We start from the raw sequence: 18,922 nt of genomic DNA on the forward strand, positions 1-18,922 counted from the left end.
TCAGCCTTGAAAACGGAGCCCTTGTGCTTCCCGCGCTTGATAGGGGCATGGATCCAGAAAGCTGGCAGGCCCTCGGCACCCCGTCAGACCCGCAACGTATTCCCGGTCATCCACAATACAGCCTCCGCCAACTGCTCCTTGCACTGGATATCAAGCGAGAACACGTCACCCCGCTGGGCAAGCCGGAAAGCGAAGCCCTGCGCCTGCGCTGTGAGATCGTCAATGAAGCACTCCGCCCGGCAGAGACAACGGAAGAGTGGCAGAACTTCTTCACCTCAGAACTAGCAGAGCACAGAGAGACCGCCTTCGCAGGCACGCAGCTGATCACAGCGCGAAACGAATCCGAAGAAGCGCTCTCAATCGCCCTGCTGCTGCGTGAAGCGGTGGAAGCAGGCAAATCAACCGCGCTGATCTCACCCGACAGAACACTGGCCCGCCGTGTGGCATCAGAGCTGACCCGCTGGGGCATTGTGGTAGACGACACCGCTGGCCGCCCGCTGGAGCAAACGCCGCCCATGGTGCTTGCCATCCTCACCGCAAAGCTCGCCCTGCAAGGCCTCGATCCCGTCAACCTGCTGGCTCTGCTCAAACATCCGCTCGCCTTCCTCGGTATGAAGGCCAAGGAAGTCCGTTCCGCCGCCCGTGCATTGGAACGCGGCGTGCTGCGCGGCCCGCATCCAAGACCGGGGCTCAGTGGTCTGCGCGAAGCGGTTACTGCTGCCCATGATCTGGCCATGGAGAAGGCGGACAGACCAGTCTCCCGCTGGCGCAAGCTGGTGGAAGAAGACTGGAACGCCATCAACACCCTGCTGGACCGTCTGGAACAAGCGCTCGGCCCACTCGAAGCCCTGCTGCAAAACCCAAATGAGATCCCGGTCGAAGACATCATCAAAACCCATGTGGATGCAGTCCTGCTGCTTGGGGCTGATGAAAACGGCTCCACGGAAGAGCTGTTCAGCGGCGAAAACGGTAAGGCGCTTGCCGAAACTCTGACGTCCTTGCTGGAAGCTGACGCTGCTGGCCTCTGCGTGCCTGCCAATGAATGGCCCGGCGTGTTTGGTGCTCTTATCACCGGCGGTGCCGTCCGCTCCCGCACACCTGCTGATCCACGCATCCACCTGCTCGGCCCCATGGAAGCCCGCCTACAGCGCTACGACCTCGTCGTCCTCGGTGGCCTCAACGAAGGCACATGGCCGCAGCGCACACGCAACGATCCTTGGCTCAACCGCCCCATGAAAGGCCAAATCGGCCTCGATCCGCCAGAGCGTAAAATCGGCACCTCCGCCCACGATTTCCTCTGGAACCTTGGCGCGCCGGAAGTAGTGCTCTCCCGTTCTGAGCGTGTGGATGGGTCCCCAACCGTGGCTTCCCGCTGGCTCCAGCGCATTGTCACGTTGGCAGGCCAAAGCGTAGAGCAGCAAATGCGCGCCAAAGGCAAACGCTATACCGAGCTTGCCCTCGTGCTCGACCGCTCAGAAACACCTGTCCGCCCAGCCAAGCGCCCGGAGCCAAAACCGCCAGTGGAAGCGCGTCCGGTTCAGCTCTCCGTAACAGCCATCGAAAATCTGATCCGCGATCCGTACCTCATCTATGCCAAAAACGTCCTGAAGCTGGATGAAGTTGACCCGATCGGCGGCGAACCCGGCGCTGCCGACAAAGGCAACATCATCCACGATGCGCTGGCAAACTTCCTTGAGGATTGGGATGGGCCATTCGACGACAAGGCAGTTCGAGCACTAAAAACCGAAGGTGGCCGACTGTTCCGCCCACTGGATGCCTTCCCTGCCATCCGCGCTCTGTGGTGGCCGCGCTTTGAGCGCATCGCAGAAGAGTTTGTCGCGTACGAAGGTGAAGTCGCGCCTAAAATCTATGATCGTTTCCTTGAGGAGTACGGCAAAGTGGAAATGCAGCGCCCGGAGCGCAACTTTACGCTCACAGGCCGTGCAGACCGCATCGACCAGATGAAAGACAACAGCTTGCGCGTGGTGGACTACAAAACCGGCCAGCCGCCCTCCGCCAAACAGGTCGAATCGCTGCTCTCACCACAGCTGCCACTGGAAGTCGCTATGATCCGCCGTAAGGGCTTTGAAGATCTGCCCCATGACATGCCCATCTCCGACATGCTCTACATCCAGCTTAAAGGTGGCAGTGATGCCGTGAAGCTGGAAAGCCGTGTGCCAAAAGAAAGCACTGCCGAAGAGCTGGCAGAAGAAGCATGGAAACGCTTGGAACAGCTCGTCGCCGCCTATGAAAACCCACGCAAAGGCTATCTCTCCAGAGCACGTGTGCTGAAGGAGAGGGAATGGGCCGCCTCCTATGACCATCTTGCCCGCGTGCAGGAATGGTCCCTTGGAGAAGACGGGGAGGATGCATAATGGATATTCCGGCAAAAACCCTCGATAGCCAACAACGCGCAGCGCATCCTGAAAATTCCGCATGGGTGAGTGCAAACGCAGGCTCCGGCAAAACCTTCGTGCTTGCCCGCCGCGTCGTCCGCCTGCTGCTGTCCGGCACGGACCCATCCCGCATCCTCTGCCTCACCTTCACCAAGGCAGCCGCGGCGGAGATGGCAACCCGCGTATTTGATTCCCTCGCCAAGTGGACACAGCTGAGCGATGCCGAACTGGCTGCTGAGATTGAGGACATCGAGGGGCGTCCAACCTCTACCAAGCAGCTGGCTAACGCCCGCCGCCTCTTCGCCAAAGCACTGGAAACACCGGGCGGTCTGAAAATCCAGACCATCCACGCGTTCTGCGAAGCGCTGCTGCACCAGTTCCCGCTGGAGGCCAATGTTGCAGGCCACTTCTCCGTACTGGATGACCGCTTGGCTGAAGAGCTGCTCAATGAGGCCCGCGCAAGCGTTCTTCGTCGAGCAGAGAACGAGCCGTTATCTGATACTGGGTCAGCTTTATCCCGGCTGATTGCGCTCTTATCGGACTCAGGCGTCGAGAAGGCTCTCTCTGAGTTGATCAGCCGCCGCGATGCGTTCTATCGCTGGGTTGCTCCTTATGGTGATTTGGAAACCGCCATTTCTGCGCTATATTCTGATTTCTCCGTCATGCCGGGTGATGATATATCTGGCTTTGCATCTGCGTTACGACGGAATGTTTCTCTCTCTGACGACGAAGTAAAAGCGTTTGCGGAAGCCTTACGCGTCGGCTCCAAGACAGATCAGGACCGTGCGAATGATCTGAATCAGGCAATTACGCTCAAAAGCGATGAAGAATGGCGCATCGCATGGTTGAAGATCTTCCTCACCAGCACCCTTAACCCGCGCAAGTCTCTCGCCACCAAGAAGGTCCAAACAGCCTTCCCGGAAGTGGTCGAGCGCTTGTTTGCCGAGCAAATGCGCGTATTGGAGGCTCTGCAGCACCTGAATGCCGTCATAACGGTTTCTGGAACCAAAGCGATCCTCACCCTATCAGATGCGGTTCTACGCTATTACGAGACGGAAAAACTCCGTCGCGGTTATCTCGATTTTGAAGATCTGGTGGTTAAATCTGCGCAGCTCCTGTCTCGCGCTGAGGCCGCTCAATGGGTGCAGTACAAACTGGACCAAGGCCTCGACCACATCCTAGTTGATGAAGCACAGGACACCAGCCCGCGCCAGTGGGAGGTAATCCGCGCGCTGGCAGAAGAATTCTTCGCTGGTGACAGTGCACGAGAGAAAGTCCGCACCATCTTCGCGGTAGGCGACGAAAAGCAGTCCATCTACTCTTTCCAGGGCGCTGTTCCGGCTTACTTTGCTGAGATGCGCAAGTTCTTCGCCCGTCGGGCTGAGGAAGCGCAGAAGAACTTCGAAGGCATCGAACTCAACCTCTCCTTCCGCTCCACACCGGATGTGCTGGGCGCGGTCGATAAGGTGTTTGACACACCGGAAACCTACAAAGGCCTGTCGCAAGATAACGTTGCACCCGTGCACGAAGCCATCCGCCACAACGATCCGGGCCGTGTCGAAATCTGGCCTCTGGAAGAAGCCGTTGAAACGTTGGAGCCAGACGACTGGACCCAGCCGATTGATGCCATCGGCACCGGCAACCCCATGCTGCGCCTTGCCACCCGCATAGCAGAGCAGATCAAGGACTGGGATCAACGCAAAATCGCCGGTCCGGGGGATGTTTTGGTACTGGTCCGCAAGCGCGGCCAGTTTGTGGAAGCGCTCAACCGCGAGCTCAAACGCTTAGATGTTCCCGCAGCCGGTTCTGACCGCCTCGTCCTCACAGACCACATCGCCGTCAAAGATCTCGTTGCGCTGGGCCGCTTTATTCTGCTGCCGGAGGATGACCTCTCTCTCGCCTGCGTCCTCAAAAGCCCGCTCTTTGGCTTGGTTGATGATGATCTCTTCGAGATCGCCCACGAAACACCGGGTGTCCCAAGACCGGGCACTCTCTGGCATGAGCTGCTGAGAAAATCAGAAAACAGCGAGAAGTGGCAGGAAATTCGCAAGCAGTTGGTTGTCTGGCGTGACCGTGCCGACTTCGTTCCACCCTTCGAGTTTTTCGCCAAGATCATGGGAACCGACGGCTATCGCCAGAAGTTCCGAGAGCGCCTCGGCACGGAAGTCGATGACGTGCTTGATGAGTTCCTTTCATTGACGCTCACCTATGAAAAGAGCGGCACCCCCGGCATGGAAGGCTTCCTTGCGTGGCTTGCCGAAGCGCCAACTGAGATCAAACGCGAGCTCAACGCCGCCAAAGGTATGGTCCGCATCATGACGGTCCACGGCTCCAAGGGATTGGAAGCGCCCTACGTTATTCTCGCTGATGGCTGCAACGCACCCGTCTCCAGCCTGCATGCGCCGGTGATGGTTGAAAAACAGCGGGCAGGGGATACGCAGGCCGCACCCGCTCTTGTCTGGTTGCCCAACAAGGCACAGCGCACCGAATGGCATGAAGAAGCGCTGGAACTGCTGGCAGAAGAGCAGAAAGAAGAATATCGCCGTCTGCTCTATGTAGCGCTCACCCGTGCCAAGGATCGTCTTGTCGTGTGTGGCTGGTCACCAAAGCGTGGCCCGCATGATGAATGCTGGTACACACTTACCCGCAACGGTTTGATTGAGGAAGCACGCGAGCAAACAGATGCCAACGGCGAAGTGTCAGCGTGGATCTGGACCAAGAATGGCATAGAAAAGCCAGAACCGATCCTGCCGCAATCTGAGAAGATTGAGAGCCGGAAACAAGCTGTTATGCCGGACTGGGTCTCAACAAACGTCAGCACGCCTGAGCGTATCCGCCGCGTAAAACCATCTGCCGCCTTTGAGGAGATGGAAGCAAAAGAGAACATCGAGCAGCAAGACCCGAAAGATGCTCTGGAAGCAGCCCGCCAGCCAGAAGACTGGCCGCTGGTCCGTGGCCGTATCGTTCACAGACTGCTGGAGTTCCTGCCCGATCTGCCAGAAGAACAACGCATGGCATCTGCCGAAAGGTTCCTTGCCAGTTCCCTGCCAGAACGGTTTGAGGACAAAAAAGAACGTCTGCTGGATGATGTGTTGGGTACGCTGGGCAACCCAGAGTTTGCAGAGTTGTTCAGCGCCAATGGCAGAGCCGAAGTTCCAATACAGGGTATGCTCACGGGAGAGGATGGCAAGCCGGTTGAAATCTTCGGTCTGATTGACCGTTTGCTGGTCAATGACGAAGAAGTGATTATTCTCGACTTCAAGACAAATGCCTACGTCCCAAGGAGCGTGCACGAAGTCTCCGAAACGTATGTTGCGCAGCTGGCTGTTTATAGAAAATTGCTTTCTGAGCTTTATCCTGATCGGAGAATAAGAGCGCTGCTCCTCTATACGTCAGGTCCCCATTTGGTAGAAATACCAGTGGAACTGATGAAATCTTTTAAATTCTAGTCGAATGTTGAGAATTCGTTCGCTTGACGCTCGGCACTTGCGTTCTTACTTTCAGGGCAACAGAGTTTGCTCAGTTGGGGCGACTCAACCTGCACTATGAAAAGAGGCAAAAATGGCCACTGTGAATGTTGAAGACGGTAACTTCGAAGCTGAAGTACTCCAGAGCTCGACCCCTGTTCTCGTAGATTTCTGGGCGACCTGGTGTGGTCCTTGTAAAATGATTGCGCCGTCCCTGGAAGAAATCTCTGAGGAAATGGCTGGTCAGGTCAAAGTTGCTAAGTTGGATATCGACAGCAACCAGCAGAGCGCAATGAATTACGGCGTTCGCTCTATCCCAACCATGATCCTGTTCAAGGATGGTCAGCCAGCTGCAACCCTCGTAGGCGCACAGCCTAAGGGCAAAATTGCTGATTGGATCAAGCAGTACTCTTAATTTTGAGGGTATCTGCAACGAAATGCTGAGTAAAATCGGGCATTCTGAGGATCTCCGGTCATGGAAGTGGCCGGAGGTCTTTTGTTTTTGTCAAACAGCGACTAAATAAAGACCGGATAGATTTTTGCGCGGGCGCCTTAGGGCAGCCCTTGCAGTGCTTTGCTCCATGGTAAAAAGAGCAAGTTTTAAGAGACGGGATGACGATGAGCGATCAAAATAAAACTCCGCAGGCAGAAGAGCAGGTAAATCCGGAAGCTGTGGTTGACGAAACTGCGAATGGAGCCGAGCAGACAGAAGTTGCTGCGGAAGTAGATCCAATCGAGGCGCTGAGAGAAGAAAATGCTGCCCTGAAGGACCGCGCTCTGCGCACCATGGCAGAAATGGAAAACCTGCGCCGTCGGACTGAAAAAGAAGTTAAAGACGCCAAAGCCTACGCAGTCGCAGGCTTCGCGCGCGACATGCTGGTGGTCAATGACAACCTTGGCCGTGCAATCGATGCATTGCCAGATGACGCACGTGAAAACGACGAAAACCTGAAGGCGCTGGTTGAAGGCGTTGAAATGGTAGAGCGCGAAATGCTCAACCACCTGGAAAAGCACGGTGTGAAGCGTCTTTCACCTGAAGGCGATAAGTTCAACCCGCATTTCCATCAGGCAATGTTTGAAGTGCCGAACACAGAAGTTCCAAACAACACCGTTGTTCAGGTTGTTCAGGCTGGCTACGTCATCGGCGAGCGCGTCCTGCGCCCTGCAATGGTCGGCGTCTCCAAAGGCGGCCCAAAAATCGCTCCAGTTGCCGACAAAGCAGCAGAGCCAGGCTCCACAGTAGACAAAGAAGCCTAAACACCAAAGCCCTCAAAACACCGAGGGCTTCTCAAAGAATTTCAAAACGGAGGTCGATACACGGCCTCCGTTTTTTGTTGCGGGGGCTATGAAATATTGAGGCCCCAAATAAGTAAGATGTGGTGCGCTACGTGTTAATACTACAGAATTAATGACCTATCATTTTAGAAGTATTGATGCACTGAAAGAACATATGATTTAGTCACTTCCGCAAGTTGCAGAGTTAGTGCATATGAGAAATTTCCCATACTAAGAGCTTTATAAATATTCATTGCTCAGCAGGCTGAGGCTTTGCTGTAAAAATTTGAACTCTACTTTCATAACAGACCAATCCAACCTTCTGCGCATCATTGTGTCGAAGAATGATGATCTGTGCCCTGATCCGGGTGTTCACTCGGCTTTAATTACTAAATCAAAGAGATTTGTGATGTCGATACGTTCATGGCTGCAGAAACGGCAGAGACGCAGCACGTTAAAACAACTTGCGCAGATGCCCTCCGAAAAAATGAACAAGGTAGCCCAAAAGCGAAGGGTATCTACTTTGAAAGGGGCGTGCTCTCGCTCAGTGTTCTATAAGAAAATTCTGGATGAGCAAAAGTGTGACCTATCGTTTGACAGAGGCTTGGAACACTTATGGTCACGTCTTCCTATTTTAGATAAACACAACACCTTTGAGAAGTTTGACCTGAGTGACTTGATCATGAACGGCAGGCCGACTGATATTGCATCGGTTCTGACGAGTTCTGGCCACAGCGGTGTTTTCTCCTTTGGAATATGTAATCGTAAACAATATGATAGCAGCTATATCGACATGGATATGGTTCTGGAACAGCTTTGTGGTTCAGATCAGAAAAAGACGCTTGTTATCAATATGTTGCCGATGGGAGTGCGGTTCAGCTGCAGTACCGTAGCTATTGCTGAAACCAGCGTCCACGAAGATATGGCGTTTGGTATTCTGACAAAGCTGGAAAGGTATTTTGAGCAAGTTATTCTTGTTTCAGATCCCCTCTTCCTGAACCGCTTTTTCGAATATGCGAGAGAAAAGCAGTATGTCTGGCCTGCGAATAAGGTTGGCTGCATTATTGGGGAAGAGACGTTTCACGAAAACTTCCGAGACTATGTCGCATCGCAGCTCAATACGGATCTGAGCGATGACACAGCACCTCTGGTTAATTCCTCCATGGGAGTTGGAGAGCTTGGCTTAAACCTGTTTTTTGAGACCAGAGAGACCATCCGGATCAAACGTGCTCTAGATCGGAATGACGATTTGTTCCGGCGGCTATTCGGCTTTTCTCCTGAACGTGGAAACTTGATGCTGTTCTCGTACAATCCGCTTCGGACGCATATTGAGGCCAACGAGTGTAATGCCGACAAGATTGGAGATCTGCTCGTTTCCATACTTGGCTTGGACCATATGATCCCGTTATTAAGATATCGGACCGGAGACCGAATTCGGTTGCTACAGTGGGAGGAGGTTTCAGAAGCGTTCTCTGCAGCTGGTCTCCCTGTTCCTAACCGGCCATCGACGCCCCTGGTTGCTCTGCAGGGACGGGACAGAGATGTCCTGTCCAACGGAGTAAATCTCTCTCGTATTAAAGATCTGCTCTATAAAAATCCGTCGATTGCACAGGAGCTTACAGGCGCGTGGCGTATGGAGCAGCGAGGTGATGATTGGAACCTTAATCTGCAACTGAACCAGTCGGGCGCTTTGAATGATGCGCAGATCAAGGAACTCTCCAACTCAATGCCTATGAAAACTCATCTGAAAATATGGAGTTACTCGGATTTCCCGTTTGGTGTCAGCACCGACTATGAACGCAAGTTCTGCTATTTCGAGGAGCAGACGGATGTTGCGCCTGAAATCGCTTGAGAAGCTGAGCCTTGCAGAATTAAAGACCCGGGAAGAGGTTGTCTCCAGCTTCAAGCTACGCTTTCAGATCTTTTGTGAAGAGACCGGCTTTTTGCCAAAAGAAAACTATCCGAATGGGTATGAGCGCGACCGATATGATGACACCTCCATTCATATTGGCTGCTATTTTCACCCATCACCCACTGAAAGGATCTTAGCCGGGTCTGTTAGAGTAGTGGACACACCAAGCGGTCAAACGCCGATGTTGGACCACTGTATCATTGATGAAAAATTCAAGGACCTGTTTGGTGGGCGCGAGGATGTTGTCGAGTTGTCCCGAATGTGCGTGCGATCTTCTTTTCGGAGAAGATATACAGGTAGCCCAAAGGCTTCAGGAGCTTCGATAGATTTAGATCAGCCCGCACAGGAGTCCGCTATTTTTCTCTGCCTGATGAAGGGCGTTTATCAAGTCTGTAAGCGCAAAGAAATCTTGAACTGGTTGATTGCGACAGAAGCCTCTGTTCATCGAAACTTACAACGCAACATGATTTTCCTTCAACCGATAGGACCGGAAGTTGATTACTTTGGCCCTGTTAGGCCTTATCTGGTCAACATTCCCGCGATGGAAGAACAATTGCTTCGAAAAAACATCGGCTATTTGAAATTCATGAATGAGGGATTGGAGGAAAACCATAGATGCAGTTGTCTTGAGGCCAATCGTGTCACACCAAGGGAGTTCTCTTCTGTATGATGATTTCCTCTTGTTTTTTGCTCAGGATCTAAGGCTATTTAAATCTCACAAATGAAGTAGTGTAGTTCTCCGGTTGCTTTTTTAAGATGGCTGGCTAAAACCACCAGACTTGAAACCAACGAATTTGCGGGCATGACGTAGATGCAATCTGAGATCTGGCAGTATCTGGACTTTTTGGGAGTGGCCGTTTTCGCCGTGACTGGCGGTTTGGTGGCTGCACGTCTACGTCAGGATTTTATCGCTTTTTTGTTCTTTTGCTCGCTGACCGGAATTGGCGGCGGAACTCTGCGCGATACTCTTCTTGATGTGCCTGTGTTCTGGGTTGAGAATGAGAGCTACCTCTATGTCTGCCTCATCGTCTCTGTCATCATGTGGTTCTACGCCCATAAGGTTGAAGCATGGGGCCGTCCGCTGCGGTGGCTGGATGCTGTTGGAGTCGCGTCTTACTCAGTCATGGGCGCTGCGAAAGCGATCTCGCTTGGCGACAACGCTGCGGTGGCTGTGCTGATGGGAGTCGCATCGGCAACATTTGGTGGAATCCTGCGCGATATCATCGCTGGTCAACCCTCCGCCTTGCTGCAAAGAGAGATTTATCTGGCCGCTGCGTTTGCTGGGGCGATCACCTACTCCGTCACGCTTATGGCAAGCGGACAAAGCAACCTTGCAGCAGCCCTTGGCTTTGCTATGGCCATGGTTTTGCGCGGTGGTGCAATCGCAAAAAACTGGCATTTGCCCAGCTACACACCACCGAAGAAGAAAGACATGGATGAGCTGGACTAAGGTCCTCAGCTACAGCGTGATCCTGAAGAGCAGCTCCGATTTGCGATGAGATTACGCACGCAATATAGAACTAGAGCTTCATGTGCGAAAGCGCCTGCACGCGACACGCTTTAAACGCGCAGATAAACGTGTCCGGCAACGGCAAGATCAGCCAGAGCAGTGCCAGTTGACTTAAACAGCGTGATTTGCTCGTAAAAGCGCCGGCCTGCGCGGTCGCCCTGACACAACTCCGCCAGATCAGACGCAATGTCCTGCAAGTTCAGAACGCCATCGGTGAGCGGCTCTTTGAGATCACCAGCGGTTGTTGGTGTGTTGTCATAGCTGTCCAGAAACAACCGCGCCTGCGAGATAACCGTATCATCGCACTCACGCTGATCAGCATGCATGGAGCCAACCAGGTCCAGATGCGTGCCTTCTTGTAGCCATTCCCCTTGAATGATCGGCGTGTTCGCACTCGTCGCACAGCACACAATATCTGCGCCTCTGACAGCCCCACCCAGATCCGTCGTCGCTGAAACCTTAGAAGATTGCCCCTGCATATGCTCCACCAACTGCTGAGCAGCAGCAGGGCTTCGATTCCAGACCAGAACCTCCTTGATGGGGCGGACAGAAGCATGCGCATCAATCAGATAAGGTGCAAGGTTTCCAGCACCCACCATCAGCAAACGGGAAGAGTCTTCTCGCGAAAGATAAGAGGAGGCCAGCGCCGATGTTGCAGCTGTGCGCCAGTTGACGAGCGCTTTGCCATCCAGAAGCGCAAGCGGCGTCCCCGTTTTGCCAGACTGCAAAAGATACACACCAGCAACAGCAGGTGCGTCATGCTCCAGTGATGTGGGAAGACAACTTTCCAGACGCGTGCCAATAAAACCGCGCTCAACAGTGTCTTGAGCTGCAAAGTCATGCCAAGCAGAGGAGATGGTGAGAGAGCCGTCATCAAGGCCGGTTGGACGTGCAATTCTTTGTGTGTGCGGGGAAGGGGCCACCACACCAACACGAAATGCACGTCTCAGCGTCTCAAGAAGATCGCGAAAGCTCATCACCCCCTCAATGTCCTGAGCTGTGATGATCCGCATTCGCAATCCCCGTGTTAAACGTCAGGGCAGAGTAATAAAGCGGTTAGGCTGCTTTTTTATGGTCTGGTGATGGCAAACCGGGTGCAATGTCACCCTGTGCCACCTTACGCAGTGAATCCGCTTCATGTTTCAGTTGGTTCGCTTCGCGTCGTTGAACACGAGCCTCTTTGCGAAACCGTCCTTGTCGCATCCAGGTCGCCACTCCGCCAAGCATCACGCCCAGTCCAACAGCGCCAAACAGCAGCCAGAAAACCGGAATGTTGAACGTCAACATCGGATCCTCTGGGTTAAAGGGGTTAAGCGAAATCAGCGTGGAATGCCGGTTCGCAACCGCAAGGACAACAAGTAGAGCTGCTATAGGTATAAGCAGCAAATTCCGAAGGAAACGAGCCAATGTATTACTCCAGGATCAGTCGTCTTCGCCGTGATCCGTACCGTCGTTCAGTCGTTCGCGCATTTCTTTGCCGGTTTTGAAGAACGGAACGAACTTTTCGCCAACTTCAACTTTTTGGCCAGTTCTTGGATTGCGTCCAACGCGTGCCGGGCGGTTCTTCACTGAGAACGCACCAAAGCCACGCAGCTCGACGCGGTCACCGCGCATCAGCGCTTCAGTAACTTCATCAAGAATGGCGTTTACGATATTCTCTACATCGCGTTGATAGAGATGCGGATTACGCTCCGCAATAGTCTGTACTAATTCCGATTTAATCATGCTTTGCCCCCCCAAGTGCTGAGACTGTTGCCGCATCCGGAGCCTGCCAAACAGACACGAGACCGTCAAGCGGTAGGCTTGAATCTACGACACTTTTTGCTGTTTTGAGAAGTGAGATGACCAAATTCTGGTTCTCACTACCCAAAAAGCCTAATAAATTTGCAGGGAACGGGAGTGACCGCTCGTCTGATTCTGGTTTCCAGTCGATTATTTCCAAATCACTGGAAAGTCCTTTTTCGTCAATAAGCCACTGATGCGCGGCCTGCTCGCCACCAATCTCATCGATCAGTTCAAGGTCTTTTGCCTGGTGCCCGGTGTAAACCTGACCGTTCGCCAGCTGAAGTGCACGCTCTTTAGAAAGGCCTCTGCGCTCTGCAACAAGTCCAACGAACCACATATAAGTATCGTCGATCAGCTCCTGCAAAGTTTCTTTCACTTCCGGCGTGGCTGGCTCGTAAAAGTTTGGCTCAGCTTTCAATGGTGCGCTTTTGATCGCATCCATTTCAACGCCAATCTTCTCGAGCAACCCTTTTGCATTACCATACTGGAAGAGAACACCGATAGATCCGGTCAAAGAGGTGTATTGAGCAACAAGGTGATCACTGGCAATTGCGGAAAGATAAGCAGCCGAAGCGCCAAGCGTCGTGATGGACGCTGTCAAAGGCTTCTTCTCAGCAATCTTGCGCAGCGCATTGTAAAGCGCTTCACCACCGGAAGTGGTGCCACCGGGAGAATTAATGGAGACGATGACGCCTTGCACGGTGTCATCTTTTGCGATTGCTTCAAGCATCTCCAACTGGCGGCGATCATAGGTGATCGGTCCGTTGATTTCGATGCGAGCAATATGCTTTTCAGAACGGGCAAGCTCACCAAGGCCAGTTGCCTCAGCGCCTCCCCACAACAGCAAAGCTGCAAGTGCTAAAAAACTAACGACGCGCCAGAACGAAACTTTACGTCTCAGGCGTCTGCGATCAATAAGAACGTCACTGTCTAGACTCATGGGGTCTTCCCGGTCAAACTCATTTAAGCGACTATAGGGAAACAATACCTAAGCTTTTGAATAAGCCAAGTGTTCTTTCTCTGCAGACGGTAAAAACACGACCATAAATTAAGCTTTGTCCCTGCCAAACGGTTAATTTGGGGAAGTAGGCTCTTAATTCTCCGAAAATTTCTGGTTGTAATGCTAGTCGACTAAGATGCCAGAGAAAATGGCGATACTATGTTATTTTGCGTTTTCCTCTGCTTCCATAAGGTCTTCTTCGTGCGCAATCGCACTTTCCATCAGTGCGCGCCACATGGTCTCATAGGTCTGCGCATTCAGGCCATGCGCACGGGCATGGGCTTTTACGTTGCTGGCAACTTCCTCAACCCGGCTTTCAATGCGGGCAGACAGGCCAATTGGTTTTTTGATTTCAGCGGCGCGTGTGATGTAAGTCCAGCGCTCTGCAAACAGGGAAATCAGCTCGGAATCCAGACGATCAATTTCTGCGCGGATCTGAGTCATATCGTGACATTCGCTAGCAGAGTTCTTCATTAGTTTTTTGCTGCCTATCGGATTGAATGACGTGGCTGGGGAGTGCCACCTTTTGAAATGTCATACCCGAAATAAATGCATGGTCGCAACTAGCATATGTTTATCGCATAAAAAATCCGTTCCGTTCATCAGGAGGTGGGGGGGAGCTGAGAACGGAACGGGATCTGTATGGCCATGGGGCCAGTTGGACTTTTCGTCTTTTTTGGGCCACTGTTTTATCGATTGCTCTGAAAACCGATAGATTCAGTGATCTTAATTCTTGACGCGAGAACTAGGGGCATAGTTCACCGCGCGCTGTTGGAAACCCAAAGCCGATTGCTGCAAGGACGGCGTAAAACGGGTTTCCAGTTAGCCCTGCGGTTTCGGGCGGACCGCTAGGGCATTCCGAAGTCTTGAAGCTGCCGGACCTTATTTTTGTTATTGGCCTCAACGATGTTTCAAGACAAACAGCACAGTGGAGTTTGAGAGAATGGGATACTCTCTTGCTCTCCATGTAAAGTAATATACAGATGTTACTTGAAGATAAATAGAAATCAGAAATAGAAAATTTCAAAAAACGACTCTATCTTAGGTGGTGTATAGCAAATTAAAAGTTGTTATCAAAACTTATCATCAATTTACTATTGCTTATCTATTATGTTTATTTTGATTAAAGTGAATTAATATTTACATTAATTAAAATTGAGCACATGTAAATGCTCCATATCACACAATTTGCTTTGTTTCTTTCTGGAGAGGAGGAGTTGTGGCGTTAAAAAAGGGGCGTTTCCGCCCCTTTCGGATCGTACAGGTTTAAGATCTCTCCGATTAATCGAGAGAGAATGGCATCCCGCAAATTGCGACAGATGCCTTCGTAAAATTGTCCAGCCTATATTGAGCGCGTAATTCCGCCATCAATGCGGATATTTTGTCCGGTCATGTAGCTGGAGGTGTCTCCCGCAAGGAAAGCAATCAGATCAGCCACTTCCTGCGAGGTGCCATAACGCCCCATTGGAATGCGACCCCGGCGCTCTTCCTTCTCTGGCAAGCTGTCAATAAAGCCCGGCAGCACGTTGTTCATGCGAATGTTTGAGGAAGCATACTTGTCTGCGAACAACTTGGTAAAAGCAGCAAGGCCAGCTCTGAACACACCGGAAGTCGGGAAAAGCTCCTCGGGCTCAAACAAGGCATAGGTGGAAATATTGACGAAGCTGCCTTTGCCCTGAGCTTCCATGATTGGGGTAACGATGCGAGTGATACGCACCACGTTCATGAGATAGAAGTCCATCCCTCTCGCCCAATCTTCATCGGTGAGCTCAAGGACCGGCCCTTTAGGCCCATGGCCAGCACTGCTGACAACCGTATCAATACGGCCCCACTTCTCCATCGCAACATCAACAAGACGCTGGAGGTCCGCAGTTTCAAGGTTGGAGCCAGTCACACCGACACCACCAAGTTCCTCAGCCAGCTTCTCGCCTTTGCCAGAGGAAGAGAGGATGGCGACTTTATAACCGTCCTCTGCCAGCTTACGTGCAGCAGCAGCACCCATACCACTGCCACCAGCAACAATCAGCGCAACTTTCAAATCACTCATGAAACCCTCCTGAATTAAATCAGGACTATTCCATTTTCTGCTGGGCAATAAATCAAGTGACGATTTGTCATCACCCTGAGAGAAACCATGCTGAGGAGACAATATTTCTAGAACTGAGGTCCCTAACGGAAATGTGAGAAATTCAAATGCTCAGATTTCTATAAAATACTTCTACTTTTAACTGGTTGAAAATAACTATGTATAAAAATCAGGTGTTAGAGCGTGTTCTGTTTGATTGGATTCAATCAAACGATCAGAATTCGCTCCACCGAAGATATTAGAGCATGGTGTGTGAATGCGAATGAACGCGACGTGCTCTAGGGCGAGAGCCACGAGATTCAGTCATTTAAAGCATATCGCCGAAAAGTAGACGCCGGATTTCGGACAAAGATACGCAAACTGCTTTAGTTAAAGTCATTTTATGCATCAATAAGGGAGAAGTTTGTTGCAGGCAGATGTTATCACATCAAACGAGCTCGCCTTTGTGCAGCAGAGCTCTGCAACAAAAGCACTTCAAAACCCGTCTGTGTGCGTGTTGCAGTCTGCTGTTGAAGTAGCTGAACTGCAGCAGCAATGGCACCAGCTGGAGCAGGCCTCCAAAGGCAATCCGGTCTTTCAAAGCTATGCCTGGACCATGGCGATGCTTGAAAATCCTGCATCGGTCCATTCAGCCAAGATCTTCGCTGTCTACGACCAGCAAAGCCTGATCGCGGTTCTGCCGCTGTGCATTGAAAAGCAAAAGTCCCTGAAAGCACTGACTGGTTTAGGAGAGCCTTTTCAGCAGTACTCAGAGATGCTGCTGACTCCCGGCTATAACCCTGCTGCCGTATTGGATTACCTGAAGCCACACCTTCAAAAGGCTGGTGCAGATGTCATCCACCTCCGCCAGATCAGAGAGGGCGGTGCACTCTATGAGTACGCCAGCACTCATTTTACCGAGGTCGGAGAGGCTGATGGCGCTCCATGGCTGGATCTGAACCAGTGGGATAGTTTTGAGGACTATCTGAAGTCCATCTCCGCCCGTTCCCGCAAAACCATCCGCAACCAGCGCAATCGTCTCCACAAATCAGCAGGCCTTTCGCACCGCGTGATCCGGCAGGAAGACCCGGAACTCGAAACCATGCTTCTACGAACTCTAAATGGGCGAGAGAACTGGGTCGAAGCCATGGGTTACTCATCGCGCGCTCTGGAAGGCGATGGCTTGCAGAACGTCCTTCTGTCATTAAGTAAGGGCACGGCCAAAGGCTGCGAACTCATCGCTTTCGAGCTGAAGCATGGTGATTTGCCAATCTCTACCGAATGGGGTTTCCTGTTCGAAGGCTGCTATTCCGCTTACATGGCCGATTGGAACCCGGACTACGAACAATCCAGTCCCGGTAAACTTCACCAGATGGACGTCATCGAGGCGTGTTTTGCGCTTGGGATCGATAAAGTCGATTTCCTCAAGCCAGCATCCCGCTACAAGATGACATGGACCTCACAGGTCGCCAGCGTCTTCGATGCCGTCAGCCCGCTTTCCTTCAAAGGACAGCTCTATGCCAGCCTCTGGCTCAAGAACCTGCGCCCGTTAGCAAAGCGCATCGTACTCGCAATGCCAAAAGGTCCGAGAGCATTCCTGATGAGCTCCCTGAAGAAGATCAGGGGCTAACTCTGCCGAGAGGCAGAACTCCCTGAAACAGGACGCTCCAAAGCTCTTTTCAGACATAAGCGCGCAAAAGAATGCCAAACAACGCAAATGAACGCACTCATCAACGCAACAAAAAAGCCCGCTCAAATGAGCGGGCTTTTTCGCAAAATCTATTGCTAGATCTTATTCGTCGTCGTTCTGCTTCTTCATAGCTGCAGCGAGGATGTCGCCGAGAGAAGAGGAAGCGTCAGAAGAACCGTACTGTGCAACCGCTTCTTTTTCTTCAGCGATTTCAAGTGCCTTGATGGATACACCAACGCGGCGGGTCTTCTTGTCGAACTGAGTGATACGAGCTTCGATCACATCGCCAACGTTGAAGCGGGTAGGATCCTGCTCACCACGTTCACGGGACAAGTCAGCGCGACGGATGAATGCAGAGAGGTCGCCGTCTACGAGTTTAACGTCGAGACCACCGTCTTTGATTTCAGTCACTTCACACTTAACGATTGCGCCCTTACGAACAACATCGCCAGCGGATTCAAACGGATCAGCGTCGAGCTGTTTGATGCCGAGAGAGATACGCTCTTTCTCAACGTCAACGTCAAGAACGACTGCTTTAACAACGTCGCCCTTCTTGTACTCTTCGATGACCTGCTCGCCCGGACGGTTCCAGTCCAGATCGGACAGGTGAACCATGCCGTCAACATCGCCTTCAAGACCGATGAACAGACCGAACTCGGTCTTGTTCTTAACTTCACCTTCTACGGTGGCGTTAAGTGGGTACTGCTGTGCGAATGCATCCCATGGGTTCTGCAGAGTCTGCTTGAGGCCCAGGGAGATACGGCGTTTGGAAGCGTCCACTTCAAGGATAACCACTTCAACTTCCTGGGAAGTAGAAACGATTTTGCCTGGGTGTACGTTCTTTTTGGTCCAGGACATTTCGGAGACGTGGATCAGGCCTTCGATGCCTGGCTCCAGTTCTACGAATGCACCGTAGTCGGTGATGTTGGTAACACGACCGGAGAACTTGGAATCCAGTGGGTATTTGGCTTCGATGCCATCCCATGGATCGGTTTCCAGCTGCTTCATGCCGAGGCTGATGCGGTGTGTTTCCTGGTTCACACGAACGATCTGCACCTTCACGGTCTGACCGATTGTCAGAACTTCGCTTGGGTGGTTGATACGACGCCATGCAATGTCGGTAACGTGCAGGAGGCCATCGATGCCACCAAGGTCAACGAATGCACCGTAGTCAGTGATGTTCTTAACAACACCCTCAACGGTCTGACCTTCTTCCAGGCTCTGAACGAGTTCAGAACGCTGTTCAGCGCGTGTTTCTTCCAGAACGGTACGACGGGATACAACGATGTTACCACGGCGCTTGTCCATTTTCAGGATCTGGAAAGGCTGTGGAGTGTGCATCAGAGGAGTAACGTCGCGTACTGGACGGATGTCTACCTGAGAGCGTGGCAGGAATGCTACTGCGCCGTCCAGATCAACGGTGAAGCCACCTTTAACCTGGTTGAAGATCTGACCAGTAACTTTTTCACCAGCTTCGAAAGCAACTTCAAGGCGAACCCAGCTTTCTTCGCGGCGTGCTTTGTCGCGGGACAGAACAGCTTCACCCATCGCGTTTTCAACGCGCTCAAGGTAAACTTCTACTTCGTCGCCAACGGCCATTTCGCCGTCACGGCCTTTAGCGCCGAATTCCTTCATAGGAACGCGACCTTCAACCTTAAGACCTACGTCGATGACTGCGAGGTCTTTTTCGATAGCAACAACGATGCCTTTTACAACGGTGCCTTCAAAAAGGTCGGAAGTCGCAAAGGATTCTTCCAACAGAGCTGCAAAATCTTCAGCAGCAAAGTTTTGATTTTCCATAAAATCTCCTGATGCCATAAGA

The 18,922-nt window shown here is 52.1% G+C and carries 15 protein-coding genes; 8 read left to right on the plus strand and 7 right to left on the minus strand.

Going from position 1 to position 18,922, the window contains the following annotated elements; translation table 11 throughout:
* The 7 genes from addB to PsW74_RS12235 all read left to right on the plus strand — a co-directional run.
* Nucleotides 1-2,375 (plus strand): double-strand break repair protein AddB (gene addB / locus PsW74_RS12205; RefSeq protein WP_208987953.1); only part of this gene is annotated, 2,375 nt, incomplete at its 5' end.
* Nucleotides 2,375-5,845 carry a double-strand break repair helicase AddA gene (addA, locus tag PsW74_RS12210; RefSeq protein WP_063286501.1) on the plus strand — a complete coding sequence of 1,157 codons (3,471 nt, stop codon included), beginning with the start codon at nucleotides 2,375-2,377 and terminating at the stop codon, nucleotides 5,843-5,845. The genes addB and addA, both read left to right, overlap by 1 nt.
* Before the next feature lie 112 nt (nucleotides 5,846-5,957).
* The gene (gene trxA / locus PsW74_RS12215) at nucleotides 5,958-6,278 is read left to right on the plus strand and encodes a thioredoxin (protein WP_063286502.1); all 321 of its coding nucleotides are present in this window, start codon (nucleotides 5,958-5,960) and stop codon (nucleotides 6,276-6,278) included.
* A 197-nt stretch (nucleotides 6,279-6,475) separates the two neighbouring features.
* Entirely contained in the window at nucleotides 6,476-7,120 is a 645-nt protein-coding gene (gene grpE, locus PsW74_RS12220) for a nucleotide exchange factor GrpE (protein ID WP_082830547.1), read from the plus strand.
* A 352-nt stretch (nucleotides 7,121-7,472) separates the two neighbouring features.
* Nucleotides 7,473-8,990 carry a hypothetical protein gene (locus PsW74_RS12225; RefSeq protein WP_153041649.1) on the plus strand — a complete coding sequence of 506 codons (1,518 nt, stop codon included), beginning with the start codon at nucleotides 7,473-7,475 and terminating at the stop codon, nucleotides 8,988-8,990.
* Nucleotides 8,968-9,720, plus strand: a complete 753-nt coding sequence (locus PsW74_RS12230) for a PEP-CTERM/exosortase system-associated acyltransferase (RefSeq protein ID WP_063286504.1) — start codon at nucleotides 8,968-8,970, stop codon at nucleotides 9,718-9,720. Before PsW74_RS12225 ends, PsW74_RS12230 begins: the two co-directional genes overlap by 23 nt.
* 141 nt (nucleotides 9,721-9,861) lie before the next feature.
* Nucleotides 9,862-10,500 carry a trimeric intracellular cation channel family protein gene (locus PsW74_RS12235; RefSeq protein ID WP_063286505.1) on the plus strand — a complete coding sequence of 213 codons (639 nt, stop codon included), beginning with the start codon at nucleotides 9,862-9,864 and terminating at the stop codon, nucleotides 10,498-10,500.
* Nucleotides 10,501-10,610: 110 nt separating this feature from the next.
* Here PsW74_RS12235 and PsW74_RS12240 read toward each other — a convergent pair whose 3' ends face one another.
* The 6 genes from PsW74_RS12240 to PsW74_RS12265 all read right to left on the minus strand — a co-directional run bounded on the left by PsW74_RS12240 (nucleotide 10,611) and on the right by PsW74_RS12265 (nucleotide 15,392).
* A complete protein-coding gene (locus tag PsW74_RS12240; RefSeq protein ID WP_063286506.1) occupies nucleotides 10,611-11,573 on the minus strand; it encodes an ornithine cyclodeaminase family protein in 963 nt (320 codons plus the stop codon).
* A 43-nt stretch (nucleotides 11,574-11,616) separates the two neighbouring features.
* Complete coding sequence (locus tag PsW74_RS12245; RefSeq protein WP_057462714.1) at nucleotides 11,617-11,847, minus strand: LapA family protein; 231 nt, start codon at nucleotides 11,845-11,847, stop codon at nucleotides 11,617-11,619.
* Nucleotides 11,848-11,982: 135 nt separating this feature from the next.
* Nucleotides 11,983-12,285, minus strand: a complete 303-nt coding sequence (locus PsW74_RS12250; protein ID WP_057462715.1) for an integration host factor subunit beta — start codon at nucleotides 12,283-12,285, stop codon at nucleotides 11,983-11,985.
* Nucleotides 12,278-13,285: a signal peptide peptidase SppA gene (gene sppA / locus PsW74_RS12255; RefSeq protein ID WP_057462716.1), complete on the minus strand. Its 1,008-nt coding sequence runs from the start codon at nucleotides 13,283-13,285 to the stop codon at nucleotides 12,278-12,280. Before sppA ends, PsW74_RS12250 begins: the two co-directional genes overlap by 8 nt.
* A 222-nt stretch (nucleotides 13,286-13,507) precedes the next feature.
* Nucleotides 13,508-13,819 (minus strand): chorismate mutase, encoded by a 312-nt coding sequence (locus tag PsW74_RS12260; RefSeq protein ID WP_063286507.1) that lies wholly within the window; start codon nucleotides 13,817-13,819, stop codon nucleotides 13,508-13,510.
* A gap of 868 nt (nucleotides 13,820-14,687) precedes the next feature.
* Entirely contained in the window at nucleotides 14,688-15,392 is a 705-nt protein-coding gene (locus PsW74_RS12265; protein ID WP_063286508.1) for an SDR family oxidoreductase, read from the minus strand.
* A 445-nt stretch (nucleotides 15,393-15,837) separates the two neighbouring features.
* Between PsW74_RS12265 and PsW74_RS12270 the strand changes: the two genes are divergently transcribed.
* Entirely contained in the window at nucleotides 15,838-17,040 is a 1,203-nt protein-coding gene (locus tag PsW74_RS12270) for a GNAT family N-acetyltransferase (RefSeq protein WP_208987955.1), read from the plus strand.
* A gap of 162 nt (nucleotides 17,041-17,202) precedes the next feature.
* Here the strand turns inward: PsW74_RS12270 and rpsA are convergent, their stop codons facing one another.
* On the minus strand, nucleotides 17,203-18,900 hold the full coding sequence (gene rpsA / locus PsW74_RS12275; protein ID WP_063286510.1) for a 30S ribosomal protein S1: 1,698 nt from the start codon (nucleotides 18,898-18,900) through the stop codon (nucleotides 17,203-17,205).
* Between the last annotated feature and the right edge of the window lie 22 nt (nucleotides 18,901-18,922).

This window comes from Pseudovibrio sp. W74, from assembly GCF_001623085.1.
Lineage (GTDB): Bacteria > Pseudomonadota > Alphaproteobacteria > Rhizobiales > Stappiaceae > Pseudovibrio.

Coding starts and splice junctions, on each gene's coding strand:
- PsW74_RS12265 (WP_063286508.1), bottom strand. CDS start 15,392: ATGAGTGATTTGAAAGTTGCGCTGATTGTTGCTGGTGGCAGTGGTATG.
- trxA (WP_063286502.1), top strand. CDS start 5,958: ATGGCCACTGTGAATGTTGAAGACGGTAACTTCGAAGCTGAAGTACTC.
- rpsA (WP_063286510.1), bottom strand. CDS start 18,900: ATGGAAAATCAAAACTTTGCTGCTGAAGATTTTGCAGCTCTGTTGGAA.
- PsW74_RS12260 (WP_063286507.1), bottom strand. CDS start 13,819: ATGAAGAACTCTGCTAGCGAATGTCACGATATGACTCAGATCCGCGCA.
- sppA (WP_057462716.1), bottom strand. CDS start 13,285: ATGAGTCTAGACAGTGACGTTCTTATTGATCGCAGACGCCTGAGACGT.
- PsW74_RS12235 (WP_063286505.1), top strand. CDS start 9,862: ATGCAATCTGAGATCTGGCAGTATCTGGACTTTTTGGGAGTGGCCGTT.
- grpE (WP_082830547.1), top strand. CDS start 6,476: ATGACGATGAGCGATCAAAATAAAACTCCGCAGGCAGAAGAGCAGGTA.
- PsW74_RS12250 (WP_057462715.1), bottom strand. CDS start 12,285: ATGATTAAATCGGAATTAGTACAGACTATTGCGGAGCGTAATCCGCAT.
- PsW74_RS12240 (WP_063286506.1), bottom strand. CDS start 11,573: ATGCGGATCATCACAGCTCAGGACATTGAGGGGGTGATGAGCTTTCGC.
- PsW74_RS12245 (WP_057462714.1), bottom strand. CDS start 11,847: ATGTTGACGTTCAACATTCCGGTTTTCTGGCTGCTGTTTGGCGCTGTT.
- addA (WP_063286501.1), top strand. CDS start 2,375: ATGGATATTCCGGCAAAAACCCTCGATAGCCAACAACGCGCAGCGCAT.
- PsW74_RS12230 (WP_063286504.1), top strand. CDS start 8,968: ATGTTGCGCCTGAAATCGCTTGAGAAGCTGAGCCTTGCAGAATTAAAG.